Annotated in this window: 11 protein-coding genes; 4 read left to right on the forward strand and 7 right to left on the reverse strand. The window is 64.0% G+C overall.

Annotated elements, in window-relative coordinates; all coding sequences use genetic code 11:
* Nucleotides 1–138 precede the first annotated feature (138 nt).
* The 3 genes from IVB50_RS20355 to IVB50_RS20365 all read right to left on the reverse strand — a co-directional run bounded on the left by IVB50_RS20355 (nt 139) and on the right by IVB50_RS20365 (nt 5,581).
* Nucleotides 139–528: an OB-fold domain-containing protein gene (locus IVB50_RS20355; RefSeq protein ID WP_018456495.1), complete on the reverse strand. Its 390-nt coding sequence runs from the start codon at nt 526–528 to the stop codon at nt 139–141.
* Complete coding sequence (locus IVB50_RS20360; protein ID WP_007611536.1) at nt 528–1,685, reverse strand: thiolase domain-containing protein; 1,158 nt, start codon at nt 1,683–1,685, stop codon at nt 528–530. Before IVB50_RS20360 ends, IVB50_RS20355 begins: the two co-directional genes overlap by 1 nt.
* Before the next feature lie 404 nt (nt 1,686–2,089).
* Entirely contained in the window at nt 2,090–5,581 is a 3,492-nt protein-coding gene (locus tag IVB50_RS20365) for an indolepyruvate ferredoxin oxidoreductase family protein (protein WP_018456494.1), read from the reverse strand.
* Nucleotides 5,582–5,861: 280 nt separating this feature from the next.
* Here IVB50_RS20365 and IVB50_RS20370 point away from each other — a divergent pair, with 280 nt between their 5' ends.
* Complete coding sequence (locus IVB50_RS20370; RefSeq protein ID WP_018456493.1) at nt 5,862–7,088, forward strand: c-type cytochrome; 1,227 nt, start codon at nt 5,862–5,864, stop codon at nt 7,086–7,088.
* 1 nt (nt 7,089) lies between these two features.
* Here IVB50_RS20370 and IVB50_RS20375 read toward each other — a convergent pair whose 3' ends face one another.
* Nucleotides 7,090–7,743, reverse strand: coding sequence for a trimeric intracellular cation channel family protein (locus IVB50_RS20375; RefSeq protein ID WP_018456492.1), 654 nt, complete (start codon nt 7,741–7,743; stop codon nt 7,090–7,092).
* Nucleotides 7,744–7,907: 164 nt separating this feature from the next.
* Between IVB50_RS20375 and IVB50_RS20380 the strand changes: the two genes are divergently transcribed.
* A complete protein-coding gene (locus IVB50_RS20380; RefSeq protein WP_018456491.1) occupies nt 7,908–8,300 on the forward strand; it encodes a hypothetical protein in 393 nt (130 codons plus the stop codon).
* 57 nt (nt 8,301–8,357) lie between these two features.
* Here IVB50_RS20380 and IVB50_RS20385 read toward each other — a convergent pair whose 3' ends face one another.
* Genes IVB50_RS20385 through IVB50_RS20395 form a run of 3 tightly spaced genes read right to left on the reverse strand, consistent with a single transcriptional unit; the run spans nt 8,358 to nt 9,915 of the window.
* Nucleotides 8,358–9,167 carry an isocitrate lyase/phosphoenolpyruvate mutase family protein gene (locus tag IVB50_RS20385; protein ID WP_018456490.1) on the reverse strand — a complete coding sequence of 270 codons (810 nt, stop codon included), beginning with the start codon at nt 9,165–9,167 and terminating at the stop codon, nt 8,358–8,360.
* Between the two features lie 51 nt (nt 9,168–9,218).
* The gene (locus IVB50_RS20390; protein WP_018456489.1) at nt 9,219–9,569 is read right to left on the reverse strand and encodes an antibiotic biosynthesis monooxygenase; all 351 of its coding nucleotides are present in this window, start codon (nt 9,567–9,569) and stop codon (nt 9,219–9,221) included.
* 37 nt (nt 9,570–9,606) lie between these two features.
* Entirely contained in the window at nt 9,607–9,915 is a 309-nt protein-coding gene (locus IVB50_RS20395) for an NIPSNAP family protein (RefSeq protein WP_007603076.1), read from the reverse strand.
* Between the two features lie 165 nt (nt 9,916–10,080).
* Between IVB50_RS20395 and IVB50_RS20400 the strand changes: the two genes are divergently transcribed.
* Both IVB50_RS20400 and IVB50_RS20405 read left to right on the forward strand, forming a co-directional pair.
* Nucleotides 10,081–10,779 (forward strand): winged helix-turn-helix domain-containing protein, encoded by a 699-nt coding sequence (locus IVB50_RS20400; RefSeq protein WP_018456488.1) that lies wholly within the window; start codon nt 10,081–10,083, stop codon nt 10,777–10,779.
* Nucleotides 10,780–10,976: 197 nt separating this feature from the next.
* Entirely contained in the window at nt 10,977–11,984 is a 1,008-nt protein-coding gene (locus IVB50_RS20405) for an alpha/beta hydrolase (protein ID WP_018456487.1), read from the forward strand.
* Nucleotides 11,985–11,989: the final 5 nt, after the last annotated feature.

Consider the following 11,989-nt stretch of genomic DNA (forward strand, 5'->3'; position numbering starts at 1 on the left):
GAGGGATCCAAGGTGCTCGCAACAAACTCGTTTGGGTGAGGGGTTCGCTCCGCATCGAACAATCTCTCGGTGGAGAGAGACCCCTCATCCGGCGCTTCGCGCCACCTTCTCCCGCAAGGGGAGAAGGGAAGAAAGCGACTACGCCGGCGTAAAAAACGGCAGCGGCGCGCCGTCGGTCGGCTTGAACACCACCTTCACCTTCTGGCCGATCTTCAACGTCGTCAGATCGCAATCGACGAAATTGGTCTGGAGCGATGGGCCTTCCTTCAGCGTGACGTAGCCGATCGCGTAAGGGCCGGTCGGCGACTTCCGCATCAAGCTGTAGGTGTAGATCGTACCCTCGCCCGAAGACTGCTCCCACACCGTCTTGTCGGAGTAGCAGAACGGGCAGATCGCACGCGGGAAATAGTGCGCCTCGCCGCACGCGGTGCAGCGCTTGATCATGAACCTGCCCTCTTTGGCCGCATCCCAGAACGCGGCTGTCTCAGGGTTCGTCACCGGGGCCGGATATTTCTTGGCTTCGCTCATCACACGCGCTCCAGAATGGCCGTCGAGGCGGCGTGGCGAACACCCAAAAGTCCGCCGGTGCCGTGGGCGATGGCGAGATCGCAATTCTTGACCTGCACCTTCGGATGCGCCTCGCCGCGCAGTTGCCGCACGGCCTCGAGGATCTTGGTCATGCCGCCGCGATTGACGGGATGGTTGCTGCAGAGGCCACCGCCATCGGTGTTGAACGGCAGCTTGCCGACGCCCGAGATCAGATTGCCGTCGGCGACGAACTTGCCGCCCTCACCTTTCTTGCAGAAGCCGAGGTCTTCGAGCTGCATCAGGACGGTGATGGTGAAGCTGTCGTAGATCGAGGCGTATTTGATGTCCTTCGGCGTGATGCCGGCTTCCTCGAAGGCACGCGGGCCGGACCAGATGCCGGCGGAGTATGTGAGGTCGAGATCCTTGCCGCCGCGCGGGCCCTTCATCGCCTCGCCATGTCCGATCAGCCTGACCAAAGGCTTCTTCAGGCTCTTGGCGATTTCAGGCGTGGTCACGATCAGCGCGCCGCCGCCGTCGGAGACCACGCAGCAATCCATGCGATGCAAGGGATCAGAGATCATCGGCGAGTTCAGGACGTCCTCGACGGTCACGACGTCCTTGAGCATCGCATGCGGATTGTATTGCGCATGGTGCGAGGCCGCGACCTTGATCCAGGCGAGCTGCTCGCTGGTGGTGCCATAGTCGTGCATGTGGCGCATGGCACACATGCCATAGGCATTGTGCGTGGTCGCGCCGTAAGCCGTCTCGAAATCGGCCTCGGCGCCCGCCGCGCGCGGCGGCATCGCCCCGGTGCGCGGCTTGCCGGCCAGCGTGATCAGCGCGATCGAGCACTTGCCCGCGGCGATCGCTTCAGCGGCATGGCCGAGATGGATGATGTAGGAACAGCCGCCGGTCTCGGTGGAATCGACATGGCGGAGTTTTTTGGTGTTCAGCCCGAGATAATCAACCATCGGCCAGGCGCCGCCCGGGGCGTCGCCCGCGCAGAAATAGCCGTCGACATCGTCCTTGCTGAGCCCGGCATCCTCGATCGCGCCCTTGGCGACCTCGGCATGGAGTTGCGCGGTGGATTTGTCCGGCGCGTGCCGGGTCGGGTGTTCGTAGATCCCGGCAATGTAGGCCTTGCCCTTGATGGTCAAATAAGGTCTCCGCTGGCGTTTCTCACTTCCGGTTTTTTCTGAACCGCTGCCGCCCTGTTGGCAAGCGCGGAAATATTCCGTCGGGCGAGAGGGCAGCGGGCTGGCGCAAATGGCCGCCGCATCATCCGAGGTGCGGTGGAAGGCCCTGCTGCCGCAGTCGTCGTTGCGAGCGCAGCGAAGCAATCCAGGAATCTTTCCGCGGACGCACTCTGGAATTGCTTCGCTGCGCTCGCAATGATGGGAACGACGGGCAGAACCCTAAAGCTGTTTTGCCCGACGGCACAAGTGATTTCGTTTTATCGAAAAATGTTTTTTCGCGAAAACAACCCCATGCACAGTAGAACGGTGGTTGATTTCAAACAGGAATTTGCAGGGTGGATTAGCGAGTCCACCCCACGAAAATTCTACTCCGCCGCGATCTGCCTCGGCGCCGGCGGCGGGTTCGCGAGGTCGGCGGCGAGCTGGGCGTAGCGGGCCTTGGCGTCTGCTACGGCCTTCTCCTTCACCGGGCCGTAGCCGCGGATGCGGTCGGGCAGCGAGAGCAGCTCCACCGCGGTATCGATCGTCAGCGGCGACAGCAGGCCGAGCACGGTGGCGACGTCCTTCTCGTAGCCGGCGATCAGATCGCGCTCGAGCTTGCGGTCGGCACTGCGACCGAAGATGTCGAGCGGCGTGCCGCGCAGGAACTTGAATTTTGCCAGCACGCGGAACACCGGAAGCATCCACGGGCCGAAGGAGCGCTTCTTCGGGCGGCCGAGCGCATCGACGCCCCTGCTCAGAATGGGCGGGGCCAGGTTGAAGTTGAACTTGAAGTCGCCTTCGAACTGGTCGCGGAGCTGCTTTTCGAAGGCGCCATCGGTGTAGAGGCGCGCGACCTCGTATTCGTCCTTGTAGGCCAGCAGCTTGGCGTAGTTGACCGCAACGGCGCGGGTCAGCGCCTCGTCATAGCCGCCCTGCCTGGCGACGTCGCTGACCTGATCGACCAGCTTGCGGTAGCGTTTCGCGAGGCGGCCGTTCTGGTACGCCGTGAGATGCCTGGTGCGATGCTCGATGACCTCGTCGAGCGTCATTGCGTCCAGGGACTTGGGCGCAACGACCTCATCCGTTCCCTTCAGCATGCCGGCAAGCCGTGCGGGATCGGCGACCGCGAGGCGGCCGAGGCGGAAGGCTTCCTTGTTCATCTTGATCGAGACGCCGTTTACCTCGATCGCCTGCTCGATCGACTCCGCTGACAACGGCAAGAGGCCCTTCTGATAGGCGTAGCCCATCATCATCATGTTGGTGGCGATGCTGTCGCCGAGCAGCTGTTCGGCCGGCTTGGTGAAGTCGAAGAATACCGAGTCCTTGTGCAGCGCGGTTTCCAGCAACCCGTTCAGCTTGCGGGTCTGGAAGTTGAAATCGCGGTTGAGGACGAAGTCGGCGGTGGGAATGACGTGGCTGTTGATGATGCCGCGGGTGCGGCTGCTGTCGCAGAGCGAGATGGTGTCCTTGGCAACCGCGACCACCTCATCGGCTGCGAGCACCACATCGGCCGTACCGGTGACGATGCGCGAGCAGGTCACCTCGGCCGGATGATCGGACAGGCGGACGTGGCTCAGCACCGCCCCGCCCTTCTGCGCCAGGCCCGACATGTCGAGGATCATCGAGGCCTTGCCCTCGATATGGGCGGCCATGCCGAGCAGCGCGCCGATCGTCAGCACGCCGGTCCCGCCCACGCCGCCGACAGCGATGTTGTAGGGCTTGTCCAGGTTGGGGCGCGATGCCGGCTCGGGCAGATCGCCGATATCGCCGACGCCCGCCGGCGCGCGCTTGCGCATCTTGCCGCCGTCGACGGTGACGAAGGACGGACAAAAGCCTTTGACGCAGGAATAATCCTTGTTGCAGGTCGACTGGTTGATGGCGCGCTTGCGGCCGAACTCGGTCTCGAGCGGCTCGACCGAAATGCAGTTCGATTGCACCGAGCAATCGCCGCAGCCTTCACACACCGCGGGATTGATCAGCACACGGCGCGCCGGATCCTCCATCGTGCCGCGCTTGCGGCGGCGCCGCTTCTCGGCGGCGCAAGTCTGCACGAACACGATCGCGGACGCGCCCTTGACTTTCCGCAGGGTCTTCTGGACCGCGTCGAGTTCGTCACGATGCGCGGTCTTGACGCCGGGCGCGATCTCGTTCGCCGGATAGGCGTCGGGATCTTCTGAGACCAGATAGATCTCGCGGATGCCTTCGCTGTGTAGCTGGAAGGTGATCTGCTGCGGCGACAATTCCCCGTCGACATGCTGGCCGCCGGTCATCGCGGTCGCGTCGTTGTAGAGGATCTTATAGGTGATGTTGGCGCCGGAGGCGATCGCCTGGCGGATCGCGAGGCTGCCGGAGTGGAAATACGTGCCGTCGCCGAGATTGGCGAAGACGTGCTCTTCCTTTGTGAAGGGGGCAACGCCGACCCACGGCACACCCTCGCCGCCCATGTGGGTGAAGGTCTCGGTGGAGCGATCCATCCACAGTGCCATGAAGTGGCACCCGATGCCGGCAAAGGCGCGACTGCCTTCGGGCACCTTGGTCGAGGTGTTGTGCGGGCAGCCGGAGCAGAAATAGGGGGTGCGGGCGACAGGCGCGGTCGCCTGCATTTGCGATGCCTGGCGGCCGTTGAACCAATCGGCCTTGGCGCGCAGCATCGTTGCAATTTCGGGATTGAGATCGAGTCGAAGCAGCCGCTCGGTCAGCGAGCTCGCCAGCGAGGCGACGCTGAGTTCTTCGGCAAAGGGAAGGAAGCGCTTGTCGTGATCGTCCATCTTGCCGATAATGCGGGGACGGACATCGTCGCGCCAGTTGAACAGCTCCTGCTTCACTTGGTTCTCGACGATCTCGCGGCGCTCTTCGATGATGAAGATTTCCTCGAGTCCTACAGCGAATTGCCTGACGCCTTCCGGCTCCAGAGGCCACGGCATGCCGATCTTGTACAATCGAAGTCCGATCTTGGCGGCGACCTCGGGCGTGATCCCGAGCTCGCGCAGCGCCTGACGGATATCCTCGTAGCTCTTGCCGGACGCCATGATGCCGTAGCGGGCGTTGGGCGAGTCCATGGTGACGCGATTGACCTTGTTGGCGCGTGCAAAGGCGATCGCGGCAAAGCCCTTGTAGTCCTGCAGGCGGCGGTCCTGGGCGAAGCGGTCGTCGGGCCAGCGCAGATTGAGGCCGCCTTCGGGCATCTCGAAATCGGTCGGGATCACGAACGGCGTCATCTCGTCGGTGAGGTCGATCTCGGCGGTGGTCTCCACCGTCTCCGTGATCACCTTCATGCCGACCCAGCAGCCCGAGTAGCGCGACATCGCGATACCCAGAAGACCCATCTCGATCATCTCGTGTACGCTCGACGGGTAGAGATAGGGCATCAGCGCCGACATGAAGGCGTGGTCGGATTGATGCGGGACCGTCGAGGATTTTGCGCCGTGGTCGTCGCCGGCGAGACACAAGACGCCGCCGTTCTTGGCGGAGCCCGCGGCATTGCCGTGGCGGAAGACGTCGCCGCAGCGATCGACGCCGGGGCCCTTGCCGTACCAGATGCCGACCACGCCGTCATACTTGGCGCCGGGCGAGAGGTTGAGCTGCTGCGAGCCCCAGACCGCGGTCGCGGCCAGATCCTCGTTCACGCCGGGCTGGAACTTGATGTTGTACTGCTCGAGATGCTTGCGCGCGGCGAAGAGCTGCTGGTCATAGCCGCCGAGCGGCGAGCCGCGATAGCCGGAGATGAAGCCGGCGGTGTTCAATCCCGCGGCACGGTCGCGCCGGATCTGGGCCATCGGCAGCCGGACCAGGGCCTGAATGCCCGTCGTGAAAATATGTCCGGTGTCCTGGGTGTATTTCTGATCGAGACTGATCGGACCCTGGTTGATGCCCATTATGTCCTCTTCCGCCCTTTTGAGCGCTTGGCTGCTTAAGCCGTTGCCTGCCCGTTGTTTTTAGCTAGGGCGCGCCGACCATTTCCGCCACTCTATGTCGGATATTTCACGCTCCGCATCACAATTCTGGACCAAAGGGAGCGCCGGGTAAAAATCGCAATTTCGTGGCTGCATTGGCATCCGCGATTTTCATTTTGTGTCACCATACCCCCGCCGTCGCGCAACGAATTGACGCCCCGTCATCCGGGACGGCGTCGATGGGTCGCAGGAGAGGCTTTCGATGCGGACGATTCTCACTGGCCTGGCTCTCGTGGGCCTGGCGTTGTGCAGTGCGGTTGCGAGCGCGGCCGGCGCCGCCGAGCCGTCACCGGAGCTGATCGCCTACGGCAAGTCGCTGGTGGAGGCCGGCGACTGTGCCGGCTGCCACACCGCCGATCCCGCCAAACCGTTCGCGGGCGGAAAGCGCATCGACACACCATTCGGCGCGATCTATGCCCCGAACCTGACGCCGGACCGCGACACCGGCATCGGCGCCTGGACCGACACCGATTTCACTCGCGCCGTGCGCACCGGTGTCGCCCCAGACGGCTCCAACTATTACCCGGCGTTCCCCTATCCCTATTTCACGCGGATGACGAAGGACGACACGCTGGCGATCCGGGCCTATCTCGGAACGCTCGCGGCCGTCACCAGCCGCAACAAGCCGCCGGAACTACGCTGGCCGTTTGGCTATCGCGGCCTGATGCGGATCTGGAACATGGTCTATTTCAAACCCGGCCTGTTCGAACCGGACCAGAGCCAGAGCGCGGCGTGGAATCGGGGCGGCTATCTCGTCACCGGGCTCGGTCATTGCGGCGCCTGCCATACGCCGAAGAACTATTTTGGCGCGGACAAGCAGGCGCAGGCCCTCGCGGGCAACGAGGTGGGCGGCTGGTACGCGCCACGGCTCGATGGCGCCGCCCGCACCGGGCTGAAATCGTGGAGTGTCGAAGACATCACGGAATATCTTCAGAGCGGGCGCAACGCCAGGAGCCATGCCAGCGGGCTGATGGCGGAGGTGGTCGTCAATTCGACTTCGAAGATGAGCGATGCCGACGTGCGCGCGATCGCGGTTTACCTGAAGAACCTGCCGCCGGCACGGCGTGAGACGATCGTGACGCCGCCTGACGATGCCGAGATGAAGGCCGGCCAGGCCATCTACGCCAAGTTCTGCATCGCCTGCCACGAGGCCGACGGATCCGGCGCACCGCGCATCTATCCGCCGCTGCCCGCCAACGCGCTGCTGCAATCGGTCAATCCGTCCTCGACCTTGCGCATCATCCTCGACGGCGCCCACACCGTGACGACCCCGCGCGCGCCCAACACCGGGGAGATGCCGGCCTATTCCAACCAGCTGTCCGACGCAGAGATCGCGGCGGTGACGAACTACATCCGCAATTCCTGGGGCAACGCCGCGCCGCTGGTGACGCCGGCGCAGGTGGCGAGGGCGCGGAAGCAGGAGCCGTAGCTCAAGGCTCCCGCTCCTCCTCTTCCGTGAAGACGAATTTCGGCATCTCCCATTTGTAGCGCACCGCCAGCAGGCGGAAGCTGATGCCGAGGACGAATGTCAAAATGGTCCAGAGCTCGGCGTTCAGCTTAAGACCGAACGCGGTGGCATAGAACAATCCCGTCACCACCGAGACGCTGGCGTAGAGCTCGGAGCGGAACAGCAGCGGCACGTCGTTGCAGAGCACGTCGCGCAACACGCCGCCGGCGCAACCGGTCACCATGCCGGAGACGATGACGATCGGCAGCGTGGCATCCATCTGCCAGGCGATGTCGCAGCCGGTCATGGTGAAGACGACGAGGCCGATGGCATCGAGCACGATGAAGGCCAGTTTCAGCCGGTGCACCAGGCGCGCCATCAGGATGGTGAGGAAGGCGGCGCCTCCGGCCAGTGCGAGGTAGATGGGGTTCTGCACCCAGGCCAACGGATAATGCCCCAGGAAGAGATCGCGCAAGGTGCCGCCGCCGAGCGCCGTGATGCAGCCGAGGAAGCAGACGCCGAGCCAATCCATGCTGCGGCGGCCGGCAGCGAGCGCGGCGGTCATGCCTTGCGCCGCGACCGCAACCAGCGACAACAGATTCAGCACGCTATAATCGCTCGGCGGCAAGCTCCACATCGCTTTGTTCCCTTCCGTCAGCGGAGCTTACGCGTCAGGTTCCCCAGCGAACAGGTTCCCGATTCCCGCCGCGGGCGCAACATGCGACGAAAGCATTAAGGAGGGCGGAACAGAATCTCGCATCCACGGGTTGTCCCGCCGCAATAATCGAGGAGAACCAATCGATGGCTGACGACCGTTTTATCAACGATCCGTACCGCCCGAATCTCGCCGATGATGAGTATCGCAATGCGGCGCGACGGGATGCCCAGCTTCAGGTCGACCCGGAGCTTGGCGAAGGCCCCGCCTCCAGCGGCAAAGTAGCCCTGTTCGCAGTGGCAATCGCCTTGGTGCTGGGTGCCGTATTCTACGGCCTGAACAACACCGGCACCAGCAACCAGGCCAGCACCACGCCGGCGACGCAGACAGCGCAGCAGGCACCGGCCACCAATCCGGCCGCACCTCCCGGCATGCGCGACGTGACGCCGCGCACCAATACCGGGCCGGGCGTGACCACGGGCGCCGCGCCGAGCAAGGCGGCCCCGGATACGCCGGCACCCGCTGACGGCGCGAAGTAACGAATTGCAACAATATGCAACAGCGGCGGGATTCAGATCCCGCCGCTTTCGTTTGTCTTAGCTGAACATCTTGTTGAGCTCGCCGCCGGGATAGCCGCTCGCCAGCTCCGCGAAGGTCCCCTTCTCCGCCATTTCCTTCGCGGCCCGCATGAAGCCGCCCCAGGCGGCGCGAGCGAGTGAACCGCCGACGCTGATCCGGCGCACGCCAAGATCGGCAGCTTCCTGCAATGACAGCCCGGAGACGCCGATCAACAGGTTGAACGGTTTGGGTGCGACAGCCTTCACCACCGCGGCGATGTCCTCGCGGCTCTTCAGGCCCGGCGCGTAAAGGCAATCGGCGCCAGCATCTGCGTAGGCCGTCAGCCGGTCGATGACCAACTTGAGGTCGGTCACGCCCCACAGATAGGCCTCGCAGCGGCCGACCAGCAGCACGCCGCTATCGCCGATCGCCTTGCGCGATGCCTTGATGCGCTCGACTGCGAGCGCGCGCTCGTAGATCGGCTTGTCCTTGTCGCCGGTGGAATCCTCGATCGACAGGCCGGCAACGCCGGTGCGCACACAGCGCTCGACATTCTCCGCGACCTTGTCCGGCTCGACCGCAAAGCCGCCCTCGAAATCAGCGTTCACGGGGATGTCGACCGACGTGCTCAATGCCGCCAGATGCTGACAGACGTCCTCGACGGTGACGTGGTTGTCGGCTTTGCCGATGGTCCAGGCAAAGCCCGCACTCGACGACGCGAGTGCCTTGAAACCGAGATGCTGCAACGCTTTCGCGCTGCCGACGTCGACCGGATTGGGCAGGATGAAGCAGCCGCTCTCGTGCAGCTTCCTGAAGGCCGCGCGCTTGTCAGCAGTTGTCACGTGCATGTTTCTCTCCCTTGTTGGCCGCGCAGAGATGGGGACGTGCCGCCACGAGCGCTAGTGCGCGTCGTGCACCGCGCGGCTGTCCTTTGGCGCCTGTTCGCGATCATTCATGCTGTAGTCACGGATGACGCTGGCGATACGCAAGTGATAATCGGCGAAGATTTTCGCGCGGCCCTTGGCCTGGGTGCGGCGATGCTCCATCGTGTTGCGCCAGGCTTGCACGGCCGCCTCGTCCCGCCAGAACGACACCGATAAGATCTTGCCCTTCTCGGTCAGGCTTTCGAAACGCTCGACCGAGATGAAGCCGTCGATGGTTTGCAGGATCGGCTTGAGGTCGGCCGCGAGGTCGAAATAATCCTGGCGGTGTTCCGGCTTCGGCCAGACCTCGAAGATCACGGCGATCATGGGCGTCTCTCCTGTCGTTGATGGCCTACGATAGCACTTACAAAACCACTTGGCGCAGAAACGTGCGCTCTTCCGCGAGGATGAATTTGTGCTCCTCGGCGAAGTGGAAGTTGGCCATGCCTTCCGTATCCTGACGCAGCCGGGCGCGATAGGCCTCATACGCAGCCAGACTCTCGAAGGTAATCAGCGCAAACGCGATGTTGTTGGTGCCCTCGTGCGGCATGAAATAGCCGATCAGATCGCCGCCGCATTTCGGGATGATGGTGAGCCAGCGCTTCGAATACTCCTCGAACTGCGCGCGCTTGAAGGGATCGAGCTGGTAGCGGATGAAGACGGTGACGGACATGATGGGCTCCTCTGGTTCCACACCGCCATTGCGAGCGCAGCGAAGCAATCCAGGAATCCCTCTGCGGAGGCAGCCTGGATTGCTTCGTCGCTTCGCGCCTCGCAATGACGAACAACCCCACGCTACGCGCTTGCCCGACCTCAATGCTTCGGCTACCATCGAAGCATGAAATCAGGTCCCGACATCGCCATGATCGCCTCGCTCGTCGGCGATCCCGCACGCGCCAACATGCTCACGGCGCTGATGAACGGCCGCGCGCTCACCGCGAGCGAGCTGGCGCAGGAGGCCGGCATCACGCCGCAGACCGCGAGCTCGCATCTTTCCAAGCTCGAGGCCGGTGGCCTGATCGAGCCGGAGAAGCAGGGCCGCCACCGCTACTACCGCCTCACTGACGACGATGTCGCCGGGGTGCTGGAGGGGCTTGCGGGCCTCGCCGCGCGGACCGGCCATATGCGCGTGCGCACCGGGCCGAAGGATCCGGCGCTGCGGCGTGCCCGGATCTGCTACGACCATCTCGCCGGCGATCTCGGCGTGCAGATGCTCGACACCCTCCGCGCGCAAAACCTGGTCAGGCAGAAGAAGCAGGAGATCGAGCTGACGGCCGAGGGCGAGCGCTTCCTGGCGAAGCATTTGCAGATCTCGCCCGACATGCTCGCCCATCCCCGCCGGCCGGTCTGCAAGGCCTGCCTCGACTGGAGCGAGCGGCGTCACCATCTCGCGGGCACGCTGGGCGCCGCCATGATGCAGCGTTTCGCCGAGCTGAAATGGGCTGCCCGCGACGCCACGCCCGGCAGCCGCGTGGTGAATTTTACGCGCACCGGCGAGAAGCAGTTTGCCGCGTTGTTCGGGACTGCGAAGGACTGAACACAAGCGCGTGTAAGCGTCTCTCGTCGTCATGGCCGGGCTTGACCCGGCCATCCACGTCTTTAGTGCAGTTTGCGTGGCACCACGTGGATGCCCGGGCCTTCGCCTCGCCGAAGCGGCTTCGGCCGCGCAGGCGGGCCAAGCCCGGGCATGACGGAGAATGTGTCTCCTAGCGCCAACATGACTCAGAGCCTTCAATGATCCGCCTCCTCCCGGCCGTGCTTTGCACGGCTCTTCTCGCCGCTCCTCTTACATCCCACGCCGCCGACACCGCCCCGCGCGAACCCTACGGCATCGCGCTCGAAGGCTTTGCCTATCCCTATCCCGTGCACCTGCTGCCTGTTGTCAATGACGGCGAGCAGCTCAGCATGGCCTATATGGACGTGCCGCCTGCGCAGCCGAACGGCCGCACCGTCGTGCTGCTGCACGGGCGCAATTTCCCGTCGAGCTACTGGGCGCCTGTTATCAAGATGCTGAGCGAGGCCGGCTTCGGCGTCGTGGTGCCGGACCAGATCGGCTTCGGCAAATCCTCGAAGCCGAAGGGCGAATTGCATTTCGACAATCTGGCGCGCAACACCATCGCGCTGCTCGATCACCTCAAGATCGACAAGGCCGAGATCGTCGCCCATTCGCTCGGCGGCATGCTGGGCGTCCGCATCGCCCGCGCCTTTCCCGATCGCGTCGCCCACCTTGTTCTGACGGCCCCGATCGGACTGGAAGATTACCGCCTCTATGTACCGCCGACGCCGACCGAGAAGATCATCGAGACCGAGGACAAGCTCACGGCCGATGGCTATCGCAAGCAGCTTCAGACCAATTATGCGATCAAGCTGCCGCCGGACGCGATCACGCCGTTCATCGACGCCCGCTTCAACATCGAGGGCAGCCCGGATTATCCGCGCTGGCTGCGTGCCTTCGTCAGTTCCGGCCAGATGATCTATCGTGAGCCGGTGGCGCACGAGATCGCACTGATCACCGAGCCGACGCTATTCATCATGGGCGCCGACGACCACAACGCTCCGGGCCGGCCGAACGCGCCGGAGGCGCTGCGCGCGAAAATGGGAGAGAACGCCGAGCTAGCGAAGGCACTCGCGGCGAAGATGCCGAATGCGCGGGCCGAGGTGATCCCGGACACCGGCCATCTCGTCTTCCTCGAGGCGCCTGAGAAGTACAGGGAGCTAGTCCTGGGCTTTCTCGGCCGCTAGCGTCA

Origin of the sequence: Bradyrhizobium sp. 87, assembly GCF_023073015.1 — a bacterium.
Taxonomy (GTDB): domain Bacteria; phylum Pseudomonadota; class Alphaproteobacteria; order Rhizobiales; family Xanthobacteraceae; genus Bradyrhizobium; species Bradyrhizobium canariense_D.

What these genes read in the sequence shown, in the direction of transcription:
- IVB50_RS20355 (WP_018456495.1), bottom strand. Translation starts at nt 528, where the DNA reads ATGAGCGAAGCCAAGAAATATCCGGCCCCGGTGACGAACCCTGAGACA.
- IVB50_RS20365 (WP_018456494.1), bottom strand. Translation starts at nt 5,581, where the DNA reads ATGGGCATCAACCAGGGTCCGATCAGTCTCGATCAGAAATACACCCAG.
- IVB50_RS20370 (WP_018456493.1), top strand. Translation starts at nt 5,862, where the DNA reads ATGCGGACGATTCTCACTGGCCTGGCTCTCGTGGGCCTGGCGTTGTGC.
- IVB50_RS20375 (WP_018456492.1), bottom strand. Translation starts at nt 7,743, where the DNA reads ATGTGGAGCTTGCCGCCGAGCGATTATAGCGTGCTGAATCTGTTGTCG.
- IVB50_RS20380 (WP_018456491.1), top strand. Translation starts at nt 7,908, where the DNA reads ATGGCTGACGACCGTTTTATCAACGATCCGTACCGCCCGAATCTCGCC.
- IVB50_RS20385 (WP_018456490.1), bottom strand. Translation starts at nt 9,167, where the DNA reads ATGCACGTGACAACTGCTGACAAGCGCGCGGCCTTCAGGAAGCTGCAC.
- IVB50_RS20390 (WP_018456489.1), bottom strand. Translation starts at nt 9,569, where the DNA reads ATGATCGCCGTGATCTTCGAGGTCTGGCCGAAGCCGGAACACCGCCAG.
- IVB50_RS20395 (WP_007603076.1), bottom strand. Translation starts at nt 9,915, where the DNA reads ATGTCCGTCACCGTCTTCATCCGCTACCAGCTCGATCCCTTCAAGCGC.
- IVB50_RS20400 (WP_018456488.1), top strand. Translation starts at nt 10,081, where the DNA reads ATGAAATCAGGTCCCGACATCGCCATGATCGCCTCGCTCGTCGGCGAT.
- IVB50_RS20405 (WP_018456487.1), top strand. Translation starts at nt 10,977, where the DNA reads ATGATCCGCCTCCTCCCGGCCGTGCTTTGCACGGCTCTTCTCGCCGCT.